The organism is Pseudomonas maioricensis (assembly GCF_022790535.1).
Taxonomy (GTDB): Bacteria; Pseudomonadota; Gammaproteobacteria; order Pseudomonadales; family Pseudomonadaceae; genus Aquipseudomonas; species Aquipseudomonas maioricensis.
The window spans coordinates 96,913-115,565 of the sequence record NZ_LOHG01000001.1 but is presented as its reverse complement, the minus strand read 5'-3'; the positions used below and the strand labels follow the sequence as shown (position 1 = coordinate 115,565).

10 protein-coding genes and 2 pseudogenes are annotated in these 18,653 nt (G+C 57.0%); 2 read left to right on the top strand and 10 right to left on the bottom strand.

The genetic code is table 11. The annotated features are described in order from the left end of the window. Positions 1–241: 241 nt before the first annotated feature. From AUC61_RS00495 to AUC61_RS00485, 3 genes are read right to left on the bottom strand one after another with little or no spacing between them, the layout of a single operon-like run. Complete coding sequence (locus AUC61_RS00495; protein WP_243244014.1) at positions 242–724, bottom strand: DUF6985 domain-containing protein; 483 nt, start codon at positions 722–724, stop codon at positions 242–244. Further along, a complete protein-coding gene (locus tag AUC61_RS00490) occupies positions 721–8,781 on the bottom strand; it encodes a hemagglutinin repeat-containing protein (RefSeq protein WP_243244013.1) in 8,061 nt (2,686 codons plus the stop codon). Before AUC61_RS00490 ends, AUC61_RS00495 begins: the two co-directional genes overlap by 4 nt. 32 nt (positions 8,782–8,813) lie before the next feature. Continuing rightward, entirely contained in the window at positions 8,814–10,493 is a 1,680-nt protein-coding gene (locus AUC61_RS00485) for a ShlB/FhaC/HecB family hemolysin secretion/activation protein (protein WP_243244011.1), read from the bottom strand. 800 nt (positions 10,494–11,293) lie between these two features. On the opposite strand from AUC61_RS00485, the pseudogene AUC61_RS26515 reads away from it, so the two are divergent. Together AUC61_RS26515 and AUC61_RS26510 are read left to right on the top strand one after the other, a co-directional pair. Further along, positions 11,294–11,578 (top strand): annotated as a pseudogene (locus AUC61_RS26515) (PAS domain-containing protein); the annotation flags it as partial. Positions 11,579–12,370: 792 nt separating this feature from the next. Next, positions 12,371–12,862 (top strand): annotated as a pseudogene (locus tag AUC61_RS26510) (methyl-accepting chemotaxis protein); the annotation flags it as partial. Positions 12,863–13,013: 151 nt separating this feature from the next. Here AUC61_RS26510 and AUC61_RS00475 read toward each other — a convergent pair. From AUC61_RS00475 to AUC61_RS00445, 7 genes are all read right to left on the bottom strand, one after another. Continuing rightward, positions 13,014–13,973, bottom strand: coding sequence for a quinone oxidoreductase family protein (locus AUC61_RS00475; protein WP_243244008.1), 960 nt, complete (start codon positions 13,971–13,973; stop codon positions 13,014–13,016). A 31-nt stretch (positions 13,974–14,004) separates the two neighbouring features. Beyond that, positions 14,005–14,178 carry a DUF1427 family protein gene (locus AUC61_RS00470; RefSeq protein ID WP_122667007.1) on the bottom strand — a complete coding sequence of 58 codons (174 nt, stop codon included), beginning with the start codon at positions 14,176–14,178 and terminating at the stop codon, positions 14,005–14,007. A gap of 225 nt (positions 14,179–14,403) precedes the next feature. After that, on the bottom strand, positions 14,404–15,171 hold the full coding sequence (locus AUC61_RS00465) for an AraC family transcriptional regulator (protein ID WP_243244007.1): 768 nt from the start codon (positions 15,169–15,171) through the stop codon (positions 14,404–14,406). 230 nt (positions 15,172–15,401) lie between these two features. Beyond that, complete coding sequence (locus AUC61_RS00460; RefSeq protein WP_243244006.1) at positions 15,402–16,688, bottom strand: OprD family porin; 1,287 nt, start codon at positions 16,686–16,688, stop codon at positions 15,402–15,404. A gap of 246 nt (positions 16,689–16,934) precedes the next feature. After that, positions 16,935–17,135 carry a hypothetical protein gene (locus AUC61_RS00455; protein ID WP_122667010.1) on the bottom strand — a complete coding sequence of 67 codons (201 nt, stop codon included), beginning with the start codon at positions 17,133–17,135 and terminating at the stop codon, positions 16,935–16,937. 210 nt (positions 17,136–17,345) lie between these two features. Continuing rightward, a complete protein-coding gene (gene aguA, locus AUC61_RS00450) occupies positions 17,346–18,452 on the bottom strand; it encodes an agmatine deiminase (protein ID WP_243244004.1) in 1,107 nt (368 codons plus the stop codon). Beyond that, positions 18,449–18,653, bottom strand: a 205-nt coding sequence (locus AUC61_RS00445) for a hypothetical protein (protein WP_243244002.1), incomplete at its 5' end; no start/stop codon positions are given. The genes AUC61_RS00445 and aguA, both read right to left, overlap by 4 nt.

Sequence of the window (18,653 nt, the reverse complement as noted above, 5' to 3'; positions counted from 1 at the left end):
ACCGCGCTAGATGCTCGTCCAATCGTCGGTCACGGTTCAGCCGCACACCGTCTCTGCACTCAGGCTCCAGAGAACTAATCGAATATCAGAAATGATGAGGGGAGCCGCGAGAAACAAGACGTACCCTGTCTTTGAGTGCCCGGATAGAAATGAGACTCGCGGTTATTAAAATAAGCCCCATCCGCCTTTATCTGATCGGGGCTGGTTTTTTGAGCAGCCCCGCCATCAGGTTCCGGCACTGTCAGCCCAGTAAAAAATCTTGAGTTTCCACCGCTTCAACAAGACCATTAGTGACGAGAACCCCAACACCCAGCTCTGGATCGAACGTAGCGTCAAATACAAAACCAATCTGGCGTGCGCCGTCTTCGAAGGCAAACATAACTTTTACGTTTATCAACGTAACCAAGTCCCGCAACCCGTCAATCGAGTCGATTATTGGAGCCTTTACATCGACTTCCTCGCTATCAAAACATTCACGATAGCTTTCGACGTTTGCAGTATAAAAATCGAAAACGGCTTGCTCTACCTGCTGACAAATAGCTTTTTTGCTTGATTCGAATTCCCGGTACGCAGCCCGTTGATCTTCCGAAATCGGATCATCATCAAACGTCTGGACGATGAGCTCGACCTCAAGCACCTCGCCAAACAGTGCTACCTCACACTGCCCTGTCCAGATTTCATCGAACTGCAGCTCACCAAAATCGGGATCCGAAATCTTGCTCATCTTTTTGTCGCCTCCAACAAATTCCGCTCTGCAATGCCACCCAGATGGCCATACTTTACGCCAAAGCCCATCGGCCCCACGCTCCCGGTATGAATAAAGGAGGGGACTAATTGCAGTGTCCGCATGTCCTCAACTTCATGCCAAGTATATTTCTGTTCCTTCATAAAGCGCACGACATCTGACGTTTTAACGTCAAGCTTCTCCGCCAACATCTTATTCGCCTGGCGGAAATTCAGATTTCGATTTGTTGAAATCAGGCCAGGGAGGCGTACTTCCTGTACGGCAATCGGTGAGAAGTCCGGGTAAGCATTCTTGTAGGCAATGCCATCAGGTAATATTTTCGCAAGCTCCGGATTGTCGAATATAAAGTTAGACTCGCCTCTGGCGCCGGTCCACAAGCCACCGTTGACAGGAGTTACCTTTATCCGGTCCTCATACCGACTGAGTTGAGGAACAAAAGGCCCCATCTCTTCATAGGGCAGCTTCGGAGCAACTACCTCTGCCGCATCGCCTACCGCTTGCACGGTAGCTTTCTCGCCGAAGCCACGAACAACCGATACGCCAGCAGTTACACCGCCAGCCACGCCTGCCGCAGAACCTATTCCATACGCGACCCGCTCAGCAGTGGACAACGGTTGACCCGTGATCGGGTGCAGACCGCTGAGGGCCATATATGCCTGACACCCCGTCGCGGAAGGACCGATCCCACCACAACCACTGTCGAAGAAATCAGCGGCTATTTTTTCCAGGCTGGCCTTGGACGATGCCTCGCTAGCCGCCTGCCGCTCCCGACCAATAACGGCCTGAGCCGCCGTTGCGGGAACGAGCTCCCACTCTGCGTTCTGGCCTGTAGTGATGACTTTATCCGTCACCACACACATGTTATTTCCGGAAATAGCGCACGGTATTATTTCACCCGGAACGGTGGTGAATACCCGGTCGCGCCCCATATCCTCGGCGAGATAAATAGTTTCCTCTTTGAGGACGCTCTTTGCTTTCTCTTCAAGCGCGATGATTTGCTTATTCTTGCTGTCACATGAGTCGCTTTTCGCGCCGCCCGCGCACTTCTCTGCGTACTCTTTTCTCAAGCTCCGGAGCGTCACATCCTCAATAGCACTGAGGTGATTGTTCTCTACGGCATTTTTAGCTGCCAATGCCCCGGCAATAGCGCTGACATCACTGTCGGACGTAAGCACGCCAGCCAAACCACCCGCCAGGGTAGACAACGCGGAAACGGTCTGGCGCTCGGATTCGGTCAGTTGATCGCTACGCTTGTCCGGGTAGAGTTGTCGAGCAACCAACTCCCCCAAACCTGCGCCGGTGCCACCGGCAAGCGCCGAATTACCCTGAGCCTGGGCAACCACGGCCCCCAACACCACGTGCGCGAACAGGTTGGCGTTGTCATCTCCAGCCGTCATTTCCTTGATGCTGTGAGCGAGGTAGGGGGCTGCACCGCCAGCCAGTGCGCCGGCGAAGTTGCCACTCAATACGCCTTGAACGACACCACTGGCTGCTTGTGCTGCCCGCTGGAAGCTACTGCCAGTCCCATAATTGCGCTGAACCTGATCACTGATTTCTATATCGGATGGATCGGTATTACCCGCAGCGGCGAGCTGTTGGCGTGCCTGCTTTGCTTCTTCGCTGTTAGGATCTTTGGCTGCCTTGGTTCGGGCGGCCGCTATCGTGCTTGAAAGGTCCTTGACCAGCGTAACGGAGCTGCGCACCAACTCCATACGCTCTTCGATTGCCTCGCGATCGGGCTTGTCGAGCGCACCATTGGCATGAGCAGTATCACGATTCAGACCAACCAGATCACCGCCACCCTGGGCGCTTCGGACTTCAATTTCACCAGCGCTGACCGCGCTGCGAGTGACGCTTTTATCGGCGTCGTCGAGCTTCAGTCCAAACACCATGCCCGGAGATAGACTATTACCTGCAGTCGATACGCTCGCGCTGACCGCATGGCTATCGATTTCGCTGATGTTTTTGATGTCACTGGTGATGAGGCGATCGGTACTGAGGCGGTTTCTGCTGGCCGCTGCGTCGCTGGCAATGACCGCGCCTTGCAGCACCGTATTCTTGCCCACCTGAATGTCATAGCCGCCTTGGCCTGCATAAAGTCCCGACTGCTCGGCGACCGCACGGTAATCGCTGTTAAGGCCACTCAGTGCGACGTTGGCGGATGCGGTGACCGGCGTACCTACGCAGAATGGTGGTACACAGATACTTGCACCCACACCACCGCTGCTTTGCTTGTTGCGCTGCGTTTCGGAGTCTTGCAGGGAGGCAATTTCCAGATTGCCGCCAATGTTGGCCTTGATCCTGTCGGCACGAACCTGAGCACCGATAAGGCGAGTGTCGTTGCCGCTTTCAAGCATCAGCGAACCGGTGTCCAGAGTGCTGTTGACCTGCGTTACAGAGCCACCAGTCCCCTTCCCTTTAGCGTTCTGGGCACCAAGGTCGAGGGTGAAACCGTTTTGCGCGCCAATATTGAAGCTCGCGCCAATGCTGGTTTTGTTGTTGCTGCTGTCGTTTGCCCAATCGGCACGGTTCTGCGCACTGAGCAACAGGATGTTGCCCTTGGCCTTGAGATCGGTGTTGGCCGCCTTGATAGTGCTGCCGACAACCGTGATGTTTCCTTCGGTGCCAGCAACCGAACCATTAGCCGCAACGGCCAGATTACCGCCGACGTTGACGGTGCTCTGCCTGGCGGTCTCGCTGCTGTATTCGCTGGTGCTTTTACTACGTGTGTTGGCTAGCTCGGTGCCAATCTTGATAACCGAACCGTTACTCAGGGTATCGTCCCTTACTTCCTGCGAATCCGACATGAGATCGGATGCCGTACTGCCCAATTGGTAAGCAGCCAACATACCTTGGGCAACCTTGACCGCCTTCAGACGTGGGTCGTCGCTTTCCTGTGCAGCCTTGACCGAGTCGCGCATGGTTCTGACTGCATCAACAGCCATGCCACCAATGACGCGACCCACCGCGAGGCTGCGAGACTTGTCTTCACTGCTCTGGCTGGCTGTTTGTGTTCCTGACGTAATGGTCACGTCAGAACCACTCAACGTCATATCCTTGATGCTGACCAGATCACTGGCGTTAACCCTGAGATCGCGCCCTGCAATCAACGCCACGTTGCCATTGCTGGAACCAATGGTGCTTCCACTGAGGGTGGTTTCTGCCGCCTTGCCATTGTGTTTCTGGCTGCTGATAGAAAGGTGTTGGTTGCCTGTGATGTCATCGATACCGAGCTTGTTGCCGGTGACGATCCCGGTTAGGTCGCGGTTCTTCTCCTTGTGCATGTCAGTGCGCGAGAAGGTGTTTTGCGCTGCATCCACTTTCAGGTCGCGAGCGGCTTCGACCAATAAGTCGTCGGTGCTGACCAGAGATGAACCCGTAATCGTCGCATCGCGTCCAGCAGATACGCTTACAGTTTCCCCCGCAACCATACTGCCCGCTGCGCTGGTCGTCGCCTCGTCAACCTTGGTCTGGACCTTGCTGGACTTCAAGCCGCCCCAGCTGCTTTTACTTTCTTTGCGCTCATGCCGCTCAGTGGCGGAATCAGTGACAGCTAGAATCTGTACATCCTGATCGGCGACCAGTTGTGTAGCGCCTTTTTCAGAGGTGACGGCACTGCCGGCCAAAAGCAGGTTTTGGCCCGCAACGACAGTGCTGTCGCCATTGGCACTGACCAGGCTGCCGACATTGGTAGTGCTACTGGTTTCATCCAGTCGGAATTTCTTCCCGGACGAGGTTTTCTTGGTCTTGCTGTAGAAGCTGTAGTCCTGATCTTCAGCCGCCTGCAAGGCAAGGTTATTGCCCGCCACGAGATAGGCTTCGTTGCCCGCGTTTACCTGACTGGCAGTCAACGTCATGTCCTGCCCGGCGGTCAGCGTCGCATCGCGACCCGCCGTAAGCACGCTCGACACCTGGCTGACATGGTCCTCCTGGGCGGTGACTTTTTTGCTCTTGCTGTAGGAGTGCTGCTCATCGGCCGCGGAGGCAACGTTGAGGTTTTCGGTAGCGCCCAATGCCAGGTCGCGCTGGGCGCTGATCTGGCTGGCAACGGCGCTGATGTTGCGGGCGGCAACGACCTGGAAGTCGCGACCGGCGTCTACAACGGAGCCGTATTGGGTGATGTTCTGATGGTTCGAACGCGTGCCGATTGCGCCGCTGCTGTCTTGCTGAGCCGCGACGATGTTGACGTCGCGTCCGGCCTGAACAGTGGTGTCGCCACCGCTCTTGATCACGCTGCCGATATTGTTGACGTCGCGCTTGGCTTGCATCGTCAGGGTGTCGGCGGCTTCGATGCGCGCGGCGTTGTTGACGAACTGTGTGCGCTCGGCGCGATAGCCGCTGTCGCTTTGGTGGGTGGTGACGCTGCGCTCGTTGAGCAGGTCGCCATTGACGGCAACGAGCTCGACATTACGCCCGGCAATCACACCGCCAGCAGTGTTGCTCAGGTTGTTGTTGGCACGCAGTTGCAGCTGGTTGCCCGCCTCGACCAGACCTGAGTTGGTCAGGTCACCGCCAGCGCGCACGCCGAGGTTATTGGTGGCGCGCAGGGTGCCGCTGTTATTGAGGTTCTGGCCGCTGATCAGGGAAACGTCATTGCCAGTAATCAGCGCGCCGTTGGGGGCCAGACGGTTATTGGCCTGGGCCATATAGAGCACCGGCACGAGTACTTTCTGGCCCGCGACTTCGTGCTGCTCCATCCACACGATGTCGTGGGTCAGCGCTGCGACTTGCTCGCCAGTCAGGCTCACACCCACCGACAGGTTGAGGGCGTCCTTGCTGGCGATGGCGTTATCCATCAGGTACTTGAACAGACCGGCATCGCTGGTTTGACCGTCAATGAAACGCTGGCCGGTGCGAGCGATAACCGCTTGCCGGATCAGCGTCTGTTCGTAGTAACCGTCGCCGAGACGTCGCTGGGCTTCGTCGGGGTTGTAGCCCAGTTTGGCGAGCATGTAATCCGAGCTCATGAACAGGCCCAGATTAGTGAACGCCGGGTCGCTTTCGATCAGGTACTTTTGCGGGTTAGACGCGAACTGGCTGGTGGGCAACTTGAAGCCCGGCAGGTCGATCGGGTTGACCGGTTGCTGGGTCTGATCCGGTGGCAGCTGCGGATTGAGCGCGACGACGGTGGAGTAACCCGGCTCGTTGGTATCCGTTTTTGCACCGCTGCCAACGTAGGTGTAGCCGCCGCGCACGACGCTGTTGTCGATGCCGTTTGTGGCCTGCACGTTAGCGGTGCCACCCGCCTGAATCACTGCGGAATAGCTTTGATCAGGTGCCGACAGCTGAGTAGTTTTTGCCTTGCTCGGTACTTCGTTTTGCGTGGTGCCGATGAACCGTGCCAAACCGGCTTCCAGGCCACCCAGCGCGTTTTTGTCATAAGAAGGACTTTGCTGCGAATACTTGCGCGTGAAGTCCGCAGCCATTTGGTTCCAACCGCCCGGATTGCGTGTACGCACGGTCGCAAATACACGGTCGGTCTGGGTGTCGTGGGTTTCAATCGCAGTGTTGGTGACTTGATCGAAAATAGCGGTAAGGTCGCCGCCCGCAGCAATGCTACTGCTGCTGTTATTCAGGCTGCCGCCGGTGAGCAGCATGCTGCCGCCCGAGGTGATACTCGAAGCAGCGCTGGCTTCGGTGACCGCCAGATGATCGCGCTGGCTGATCAGAAATACGCGGTTTTCTTTGCCGCCTCGGCAGTCGCCCCCGGTAACACCCTCAATGCACGCGGTAGGCGTGATAGAAGCGCTGTAGATCCCGGACTCAACAGTCAGGATGGTCCGGATATTCTCGATGGTGCTCGCCGCGAGGCTCACGGTGCCGTCAGCTTGCATATTCGACGAGCTATTGCTGATCAGACTCGCCAGCCCACCCAGACCGTCACGGTCGACGCTCAGGTTGCCCATGGCGTAGATATCCGCATAGCGGTTGTTCAACTGATCAACGCGCAAGCTGATATTGCCGCCGCTGAAAATCAGCGCATGGTCATTGAGCAGGCTACCAGTGCCGACCGCCAGCACCTGACCGGCTGCCAGCGTGCCCAGGTTGCTGACTCGCGGCGCATTGATGCCAAGGCTGGTCGCGGAGGTAATACGACCGCTGTTGGTGAGCTGATCGTTGAGGGTCAGGTCGACACCACCATCACTGGCGATGACGCCGTTGGTGTTCCAACTGAGGCCTTTACCGACAAAGCTGTTAGTGCCAAGCAGTTGGCCCGTGGCCGTCTGCTCGAAATTGTCGACGTCGAGGTTAAGGTTGCCAGCCTGAATTACGCTGCTGTTGGTCCAGGCGGCATTTTTGAAGGTCAGATCGCCTTGCGTAACGAGACTGCCGCCCGCGTTGTTGAGGTTCAGACCGTCAAGATCGAGCGCGCCGCTGCCGACATGCAACACGCTGCCGCCCAGGTTCTGGAAGCTGCTCGCAGCAAGGCTCAGGTCAGTGTTAGCCGTTTCCAGTTTGCCGTTGCTGTTGTTGAGCGAGCTACCGATGGCAAAGCTGGTTTTGCCTGTGCGACCCAGCGAGCGGATCTGCCCTTGGGTGTTGTCCAGGCTGTTCGCGATGACGGTGAGCGTGGTAGCCCCTTCGATCACGCCCAGACGGTTGTTGATCGCGCCTGCGTTGACCGTCAACGCACCACCGCTGCTGACGTAGCCATTGCTGGTGTTGAGCAGACTGTCGGCGGTCAGCTCCATGCGACCATCGCTGAGGATCTGGCCAACGTTCTGATTATCCAGCGTCGCGGCAGTCGCCTTCAGCGTCTGGCCGGCGGCGACAGTGCCGCCATTATTGACCAGCCCCTGCGTCGCTGTAGCCGTGAGATTACGGCTGGCGATGACATTGCCGGTGTTGTTGATCGCCTTCGCTTTGAGGGTGACGTCACCGTTGGCGTTGCGGGAGTTATCGGGATTGATGCCGGCCTGAATCGTGCCGCTGTTGTTCAGTTGCCCATCGCTGGTCAGGGTGATGCTGTCGCGCGCGGCCAGCACTTTCTGGTTTTTGAGCGTGCCACGGGTTTTGATGTCTGCGCTGGTTCCGGCGTAGATAGCGTCCTGTGCATCAAGGCTCTCGGCGTTGACCTTGACCGCGCCACTCGTCGCAACCTTGGCCATGGTCAGATGGCCATTGGCGTCGATCTGCATGTCTCCGCCACTGGCAGCCATATCGCCAGCGAGTTTGACGCCCACACCCTGTTCCGTGCCCACCAGCTTGATTGTGTTGGCGTACATGCCGCCCAGCGCTGAGGAGTCGATGGCCAAAGCAGGCTTGTCGGCATCGTTGCCCGCACGTGCAGTGGTGGCCAGCGTGTCGGCATTAACGTTGTTGGCGCCTGCTACGACGTTCAGTTGTTTGGCGTAGATCTTGGCGTTGATTTTCGCCGAGCGAGTGATGAGGTCGAACTGGTCAACGTTGCTGGCGTTGAGCCCGTCGCCTTCAATGTTGATGCTGCCGCCGTCGACGGCGAAGTGATCGAGCTTGCCGGTGCTGTCCAGGACTGGCTTACCGGTGCTGAGGGTCACACGCGGCGTATTGATAAAGCCGCAGCCATTACAGGTTACGCCGTAAGGGTTGGCGACGATGACACGCGCTGCTTGACCGGCAACCTCTGTGTAACCATTGAGCTGGCTGGCGCTACCGCCGTTGACTTCGTTGAGGATGATCCCCGCCGCTCGGCCACCCAACTGGCTATTGCCGTTGATATAGCCACCCAACTGAGTGCTCTGCACGGCATTGGTGGCGTTATTGAGGATCACGCCTTCCTTGCCGACGTTGTAATCCTTGAACTGGTTATGCGACAGACCCGAAGCGTTAGGCGCTGCGATATTGACGACGGGAACGCCATTGCCTGCCTGGCCCACCGTGGTGTTGGTGCCACCACTGACCACGATGCCAGCAGCCTGCGCCCAGATCGGTTGCCAGAACACGACGTTGATCATCAGCACTGCCAGCGCACGTCTGGACACGCCAAGGAAGCGCTTGCGCGGCTTCAACTCAGCGGAAGGTTGGCGGGCCAGAAGTGCAAACTGATGAACATCCATTTTCGAAGTCTCGCGGCAACAAACTTGATTAATTAGAGAAACAGGTCGACCTGGAAATAGATCGGTGCCTCACGCTCGGTGAGCACACTTGGGCGCTCCAGCGAATGGGCGAACGTCACACTGGCGCTGACGTGTTCACCCCGGGCAAACAGCTGTAATGAGTTGCTTGATACCCGGCCGTTGAACCCGCCGCTGTATCGATCGTTGCTGATCACACCCTGGTCATAACCGACGCTGGTGCCGTACTGACTAACGACCGGGCGCAACCAGTCGAGCGTCACCGGCCGCGTCCAGCGCAGTTCGTTACGCCAGTAGCCACCGCTGGAACCGGTCAAGAACTGATCCTTGTAGCCGCGCACCGAGGAGCTCCCGCCCACGCTGATGCGCTGCGAGCTGAACAACACGTCTTCACTGCGCTGCCCCGTGGCCAGGCTGCTGAAACTGAACGACTCACCGAGCCAGTTGAACGGCAGCAAATAGCTCGCGGTGGCGGTGTATTTGCGATAGCGCGGAGTGGGAGTCAGGTTGCCGAATTGGTCACGCTGCTGAGCTTCGCGTTGCGCATCCAGTGCGCCGATGCCCTGTTGCATGCCCAGATCAAGGTTAATGAAGGAGTTGCCTATACGCCGACCGTGGTTGATACCGAATTGGGCTTCAGTAATCCGGTTGCTGCTGCCTTCAAGCTTGCTGTCTTCGATGTAGTTGTTGGTTCGCAGATGAGCCAGCCCGGCGTTGACCGAAGTTTTGCTGACCGCGTCACGGTGGATCAGGCGCTCGGCCAGAAACTGATGATTCTGGCTTTCACCGTTTTGCTTGAAGCTGAAATCATCCGCTTTCACCTGCGAGCGGTATTCGCTCTGGCTGTAGCTGTAACTGAAGTTCCACCAGCCCCACGGCACGTTGTAATAAGCCATGGCGTTTTTCGAGGTGGCCTTGTGGTCGCTGAGCAAGTCGTGCCCGCCGCGCAAAACCAGCTGATCCGCGATACCCAACGGGCTGTCCCATTCCAGCCCGGCATTGACCTGCTGTTCACCGGTGCTCTTCTGCCCGTTGTTGTTACGCGACAAGTTCGCCCGCCAGGGCTTTTGTGGAATGTTGCGCACCACTACCTGACTGCCACCTACTTGCTCACCGGGCGTCAGTTCCATCTGCGCCTGCCTGGATGGCAAGCGGTTGAGCTGGTCCACCAACTGCTCGATTTCCCGCAGGTTCAAAACCTCACCGGTAGCGCCCGGAAAGGTCATCGCCAGTTCGCGATCAGACACGTTACTGCCCGGCGCACCTTTCAGGCTTTCGAGTTTGCCTTCCACCACCAGCACAATCAGATGCCCTTTGGACAGATCCTGTTGCGGCAGGTACGCACGGCTGGTGACCAGCCCCTGATCCAGGTAGTAAGCGGTAATGGCCTTGAGGAGTTCATTCAAATCCGCAACGGCCAGACAACGGTCGATGTACGGTTTGAGCAACCGATCACGATCAACGCCGCCCAGACGTTCGGCACCTTGCAGTTCGATGGTTTTGATCGGGAAGCAGCGCGCATCGTCAGGCGAGGCGGGTTTAGCCGGCTCTGCACTGGAGCCTGGCAGCTCTTTGAGTTCCTCAAGACGACGGCGCTGCTCTTCGATCAGGCGATTCTGTCGATCACGAATCAGGTCCTGATCACCTGGGGTGGGCAGAGTCGCACCAAACACAGGCGAGCAAAAAGCAAACATGAGGGCGCACGAAGGCAACCACGTCCGTGGGGCAGCAAACATAAACATTCCATCGATATGCCGGGGGCGTTTGAAGTGCGCCGACTAGAAGAAGAGCAGCAACCGCGAAGTGGAAGCTTTGATACCGGCTAGATGCCAGCAAATAGCAGCAAAGTGCCATCAAGAGATGACAAAGTTAAACAAAGTGTATCAACGCTGAAACAGACAGCTCATTCGAAGAAAGTTCCTACAAGGAAAAAATTTTGTGATGAGGTTCACTAAAAAAATGAAGTGAGCTGGCGGTAGCGAATGCAACAAATGCGATTGCACGCATTTTTGAACCGGGAATCGAGCGCACAAAAAAACGCCGTAAACATTACTGTTTACGGCGCTCGAATGATTCAGGATTCGTAGAGAGATAGCCCTGTAGCGTCTTCATTGCCTCCGAAGTTTCGGGGGCTCCATCAGTCAGGGGTCCGAAAAAAGCGTCACAGGATGCCCCCATACAAAACGCTGATCCGCACCTTCAGAACGCCCGGGTCAGGCCGATAGCAGGCCACCAGACAGCAAGTTGAGGGCCATCGGCGCGACATTTGATAAGCGCGTGACGCTATCTATACTCCCCACATCATTTGAGTGTGCATGCAGCCATCACGGAAGCTCTCAATACAGTGGCGATTCAACGCCAGACAGGAGCGCTTGCCGAAAAAAGCTTTTAACCTGTTGATTTAACAGTTTTTAACTCTTAACCCGAATTTCCTGTAGGTCAAACCCATTTGCTAGAAATGGATTTCACCGGTGCCTGAAGTTACTTCATACGGATGCTGAAGATGGCCAAACACATCACTCAAACCGAACAGACTTTCCCTGCCGAACAACGCCTGATTTCAGCGACTGATACCAAGGGCAAAATCACTTATTGCAACGATGAGTTCGCGAAAATTGCGGGCTACTCTCAAGCCGAGCTTATCGGCAGCCCACACAATCTGGTGCGCCATCCTGATATGCCTGCTGCGGTGTTCGGGCTGATGTGGAGCTACCTGAAAGCGGGTAAAAGCTGGATGGGCATCGTCAAGAACCGCTGCAAGAATGGCGACTATTACTGGGTGAGCGCTTACGTCACGCCCATCCTCGAAGACGGTCGGCTGATCGGTTACGAGTCGGTGCGGGTCAAGCCAACGCGGGAACAGGTCAGCCGGGCCGAATCGCTCTATGCCAGGCTGCGAGGCGGCAAAAAGGCTGTTGCCAGCTCACGTCACCTGACCGCGTTCCTGAGTGTCATGGCGGTGCCAGCCATTGCTGCCGTTCTGGGCGTAGGCGTCAACGTTTTCTTCCCCGGTATCGTCGCCCACGTGGCCACCGCCGTGTTGTTTCTGGCGCTGGGCGGCTGGGCGCACATGCGTTTCGAGCAGCAACTGTCGGGCATCATTCGCAGCGCACCAGGCGCGTTCACAGACCCGGTGAGCGCCCTGACTTACAGCGACGCCTACGGGACCAGCGCACGCCTTGAAATGGTATTGGTCAGTGAAGATGCTCGCTTGCGCACCGCGCTGACACGCTTGAGCGACCTTGCGGCACAAGTATCGGAAGCAGCCGGACATTCCTCGCACCTGTCCACGCAAAGTGAGCATGCCTTGCTGGAGCAGCGCGCGGAAACCGACCTGACCGCCGCAGCCATGACCGAAATGGCCGCGTCTATCAATGAAGTGGCCAAGCATGTGCAATACACCGCCGCAGAGGCAACCACCGCAAACGAGCTGGCAGAACAAGGCAACAGGGTTGCAGGCACCTCCCGCGAAGCCATTCAGCGCCTGGCAGGCACGGTGACCAGCATCAGTAACGCGGTCGACAATCTGGCCAACGAAACCCAGCAGATCATGTCAGCAGCCAGCGTCATTCAGGCCATTGCCGATCAAACCAATCTGCTCGCACTGAATGCGGCAATCGAAGCGGCTCGGGCTGGGGAACAAGGACGTGGGTTTGCCGTGGTAGCTGACGAGGTTCGCGCACTGGCAGGCAAGACTCGCGAGTCGACCCAACAGATTCAAGCGGTCATCGAGTCTTTGAAGAAAGGTGCAGACGAAGCGGTGAGTATTGCGCAGGTCGGTATTAGCGAAGCAGACAACGGTGTCGCGCAGGTTATCGAAGCACAAAACGCTTTGCAGGGCATCCGCGAGGCCATTGCACGCATCAGCAGCATGGGCCACCAGATGGCGACCGCCTCTGAGGAGCAAGCTCATGTGGCGGAAGATATTTCCCGGCAGATCAATAACGTCGCAGCGACGTTCGAGACCTCAGCCAGCAACGCCAATGCCGCAGTGGCGCGGGGTACGGAACTGGAAAACACCTCCCGTGGATTGCGGGCACTGGTAGAGCGGTTCAATCGCTAACAACATCGCCCCCATCAAACAAAATGCCAACCATTGAATGGGAATGGCATTTCTGTAGGAGTTGCCGCAGGCTGCGAAGCATTCATCCTGACACGCTGCTTTCGCAGCCTTCGGCAGCTCCTACAGATACTGTGCTTGCTTCGTGATGGCCTTACGGCAAAAGAATCACTTTTTCCCCCGCGCCCTGATTCACCTCATCGTATCGCGCCACGCCTTCGCTCAGCGGCGACTCGACCAGCCCGGTAGGCAGTTCCAGCGTGCCTTCGTCAAAGAAGCGGCCGAACTGATCAAGCATCTTCGCGCAGGCTTTGCAGTCGTAAAGCAATGAGTTGATCCCCACCACCGAGCCGCCTTTGCGGTACAGCGCTAATGACGGCAGTTGCACATGGCCGTCCGCCGGAGCAGCAATGATCGCGATTCGACCAAAGGTGGCCAAGGCAGGCACTGCTGCCGGAAGCCAGAAGCCGGTGGTGTCGAAGATCACATCGGCACCGCTCTGGAAGACGCCATTGACCTGCGCAGCCAATTCCTCTGGCTTACCCAACAGAATGCCTTCGAAGCCTTGCTCTTGCAGCACAGCAATATGTTCCGGACGACGCACTGCGCCGAGCACTCTGGCACCCAGAATTCTGCCCAATGCCAACGCCGCACTACCCACTGCGCCGTTGGCACCGATGACCAGCAGACGTGTCTCCGCAGTGACCAGGCTGCGCTGCAAAGCATCCCACGCGGTGGTGTAAGGCACGCCCAGACTCGCCGCCTGACTGAAGTTCAACGCCTTGGGCTTGAGCGCGACACCCTGGGCAGGAAGCGTCAGAAATTGCGCATGAGAACCGTCGCGAAAGAAACCTGGCTCTTTACCTGTGCCCCAGACCTCCTGTCCCACAAGCTCCTTGGGGCCTTCAATGACTACGCCCGCAAAATCCCGACCCGGCACGCGCGGCAAGGTGGTGTAAGGAAAACGACCGAGCACGTTTTTTACGTCACTGGGATTCAGTCCTGCCGCCTTGACCTCGATCAGGACTTCATCCTGAGCAGGCACAGGCATTGGCAGGTCGACGTATTGCAGCGCTTCAAGGTCGCCGGTTCTGGAAAATTGCAGGGCTTTCATGGAAGCCTCCCTTTAAGTGAGAAATGAATGATCAGGAGAGCCAGGTGGCAACAAGTTGCTTGCCCATTGGCCAAAGCTTTTCACCCAGCAGCATGCCGGTCAGACCCACCAGTGCGATGGCAGGCGGTGCGGGTGAACGGAAATCGAGAGCGCCGTAGAGCAGGCCGACGCCGATGCCAATGACGATGGAAATGAGGTAACTCATGATGAACCCCGTGCAGAATTTGCTAATGCACGCAGTTTAGGGGCGGGTAAGAAAAGCTATCGGCCAAGGACTTCTGATTATCGGCCAGGGTGAATACACGAAGGGGACTTGGCACCACGCTGTCCCACAGTAAACGGGACTTGCAGGAGCGCGCTTGCCCGCGATTCGGTCTGGCCGTCGATGAATATATTCCCTGTGCTGACGCGATCGCGGGCAAGCGCGCTCCTACAGAACAGAATACTGCGAAGGCGCGACGCCCAGCTCGCGCTTGAACATGTCGCTGAAACTGCTCGGGGAATAGCCCAGCGAGCGGGCGATCGTGCCGACAGGAACGCCCTGAATGATTTCGGCCACAGCAGTCGCCAGTTGCACCTGCCTGCGCCACTCTGCGAAGCCCATCCCTAGCGCGCCTTGAAACAGGCGCGCCAGCGTTCGCACGCTTGCACCCGCATTTTCAGCATGTTGCTCAAACGCAATGTCCAGAGAAGGCTCGCTCATGACCGCCTGACAAAGACTCAGCAGACGCCGGTCCGAGTTGTCCGGCATGGGGATTTTGAGAATCGAGCGCTTGGCACGCTGCAACTCCAGAAGCGCCAGAGTCACCAATGCATCGTAGTACTCAGTCTCCTGATCATCAACCTGAGTGACGAGCCCAAGAATCAACTCACGCAGCAATCGCCCGACTTCAAAAACCTGAACGGTTTTTTCCAGCGTGTCGGCAATGGCCGGGCGCAGGTAGATGTTGCGCATTTCCAAGTCAGTGACGACGCGAATCCCGTGCACTACGCCTGGCGGCAGCCACACGGCACGCTGCGGCGGTACAACCAGAGCCTCCATCGGCGTTTCAACCCACATCACCCCAGAGGTGGCGTACAGCACCTGCCCCCACACATGCTCATGAGGCTCGATATAACGTCCACGCGGGTAGGTACGCGCCAAGGGCTGAACAGGCACGGCGGTATCAGAAAGGTCGGGGGGTGCAGCAAGGGCCATGGGAAGTGACCGAGTCAGGCTAAGTTGAAGCACATAGTAGCCGGACCTGAGACGGGAAAATTGTATCCAGGCGCTGTAGGGTCGGCTTTAGCCTGGAGAAGATTTGTATATTCGCTGCACATACAGCTTCAGCAATAACGTCCTCCCGGCTAAAGCCAGTCCCACGGTGATGCGAGGTGTTGCTCGAGGACGTGCAGCGTCAGCAACGCGACACGCCCCCTACGCGATCATCAGAAAACGTTGATCGGGTAGTCAACGAAGATACGGGTTTCGTTGCCGCTAACGTTGTATTCGCTGGCGTTGTTGGACACACGCAGGAAGGAGTTGCGCAGACGCAGGGACAAGTCCTTGGCCGGGCCGCTTTGTACGACGTAAGTCAGCTGGCTGAAGATTTCACGCTCGGTGCCATTGCCACGAGTAGTGCCGTCATCAATGTTGCTACCGCGCACATAGGCCGTCTTGTAGCTCAGACCTGGAGTGACCAGACCGGACAGGTCAACGCCGTAGGCTGCTTGCCAAGAACGCTCGTCCTTGCCGTTGAAGTCGGACCAGTAGGAGTTCGCCAGGTAGATCGTGTTACCACCATCACCGAAACCGCCTGCGCTCTGGTAGCCGCTGTAGTTATAGCCGGTTTCGCCGGTGCTGCGCTGGTGCGCCAGGGTGAAGGAGTGAATACCCACAGCCCAGGTAGCCGCCAGGCTCCAGATCTTGTTGTCGCGGGCGCCAGCTTCAGTAGCGGCCGAGAAGTTTTTGTCCATCTTGGTCTTGTAGCCGTTGAAGTCGAACGTCAACGACTGATCAGGAGCCAGAGCAAAAACGTAGTTCAGGTTCACGTACTGCTTCTTGAACACGTCTTCGTTGTCGGAAGCGTAGAACGCACCAGTGAACTCATCGGTGAACTTGTAGCTGGCACCGTAAACGTTGATGCTTTTCAGGCGACCGCTGTCACGCGCTTCAGCAGACTTGCGGGCTTCCTGAGTGAAGCGACCCACGTTGATTTCCAGGCCATCGATCTCTTTGGAAGTGACCAAAGTACCGGTGAAGCTTTCTGGCAACAGACGACCGTTGTCATAGCTCAAGACTGGCAGAGCAGGCATTTGGTCGCCGTACTTGATGACAGTATTGGAGATACGTGCTTTGACGGCAGCGCCGGCACGAGCGAGATCATCAGCAGCTTCACCGCTGTCGCCCTTCTTGAAGAAGTCGATACCGCCAGCGCCGCTACGGCCTTTACCGCCGTCCAGACGAACAGCGTACAGACCGAAAGCGTCGACGCCCACGCCGATGGTGCCTTGGGTGAAACCGGATGCGAAGTTGGCGGTGAACGCCTGGCCCCACTCAGCGCGATCCGAGTTCGGCGCGACGTTTTTGTAATCACGATTGATATAAGCGTTGCGCAGTGCGAGATTCAGGTGGCTGTCTTCTACAAAGCCTTTGGAATCTGCCTGGCTGTCTGCCATGACCTGGCCAGCACTGATAAGGCCCAGTGCGAGCAAACTGATGCGTTTGTTAAGCATTTCTAGTCGTCCTTTTTCCGCGAATTGATCACGCGCTGTGGTGATAACCCTGGGGTTATCTGCGACTCCCGAATGTCATATTCGGGGAGTCCGCACGAAGTCATCGCAGTGGACTACTGATGCACGTACATGGCGCAGTGCCACAGGCGGAGGAGACGAATCCTAGCCGCCGGTCATAAAACTGTCAATTTACGAAACTTTCTATGCTTAGAACTGTCTGGCTCAGCACTTTGGGAAGCGCCGTACTCAGTCCTTGAGCACGCTTAAAAGTGCCTCAAGTTCGGCCTCATCAAAAAGGCCTGCCGGGTAACGCTGCAGCAACATCTGCCTTACATCCGGGCGCTGAGGTTTACGCATACTGGTCGTCCTTAACCAGTCAGCCATCATCTGGCGCGCTTCGCTACTAGCAGACAAACCACGAGCGCGGTGCTCTATACCTGCGTTCATAGGACAACCTCTTAAGTCGTGAGGGGCTCAATGTACTGACGCTTTGTGACAGAAAGGCTAAGAAGTGGACGTTTCAATACTGGCCGTCGACCTATCCGGAAGGTCGCACGTCAGAAGCGTCACCCACAAAAAAGCCCATCACCTGGATGGGCTTGATCACAGCAAGAACGGAGCCAACTGTGTAACGCGATTGTAACCGCGACCTGAAAATCAGGCCCGATGAGGCGCGGGCTGCTGCTGAGTCAGACAGTGGATGTTGCCACCGCCCAGCAACAATTCACGGCCTGGCACCATGACTACCTCATGCTCTGGAAACAGTTGCTGCAGGATTTCAAAGGCTTTTTCGTCCATCGGATCGTCAAAGCTGGGGGCAATGATGCCGCCGTTTACGATCAGAAAGTTCACATAGGAGCCTGCCAGACGCACCGAAGGGTTGCGTTCCTGGCTGCCGTGCACCTGATCGACGCCCGCGCATTCTTCTTCGGTAGCAAACAAAGGCCCAGGGATTGGCATCTTGTGAACGATGAATGCCCTGCCCTTTGCGTCGCGGGTGTTTTCCAAAATACTCAATGCGGCGTGACACCTTGGGTAGTTGGGGTCTTTGGGATCATCGGTCCAGGCCAGCAACACCTCACCAGGGTGCACGTAACAGCAGAAGTTATCGACATGCCCGTCGGTTTCGTCGTTGAACAGCCCGTCCGGCAACCAGATGATCTTGTCCACCGCCAGATTGGCACTGAGTACGGCTTCAATCTCTTCACGGGAAAGGTGCGGATTACGATTACGGTTGAGCAGACACTCTTCGGTCGTGATAAGCGTGCCTTCACCATCTACGTGGATCGAGCCGCCCTCCAGCACAAAGCCTGGAGTTTCGTAGCGTGGGCACCTTTCGATTTCCAGCACTTTGCTGGCCAGTTGTGAATCGAGATTCCACGGGGAATAAAGGCCGCCATCGAAACCGCCCCAGGCATTGAAATCCCAGTCGACGCCACGCACTTCGCCCTTATCGTTGATCACGAAAGTAGGACCAGTGTCACGCACCCAAGCATCATCGTTGCTGATTTCCACCACCCGGATGTTTGGCACATCAAGGCGCGCACGGGCGTTGTCGTATTGCGCAGCCGAAACCGCAACGGTCACTGGCTCGAAGCGCGCGATGGCCTTGGCGACAGCAACGTGGGCAGTCTGGACCGGCTTGCCACCCAGACGCCAGTTGTCAGGGCGCTCAGGCCAGACCATCCAGGTCTGGGTCTGCGGAGCCCATTCGGCGGGCATATGAAAACCGTCGGCGCGTGGCGTGCTGTTGAGAGTGGTCATGGGTGATCAGAGCTCCAGTGAGGCGTCGAATCGAACAATCGATAGTTGGCGCCTTTATAGACGATAAAAATCGGGTTTAAAAGCCAAGAAATGGAAAATACAGCTATATTTAAAAAACCAACACCGATATAAATCTGCAAATTATGTCTATAGGCGCGCCGCCGTCGCGCATCGAGCATAGAACCCTGTAGGAGCTGCCGA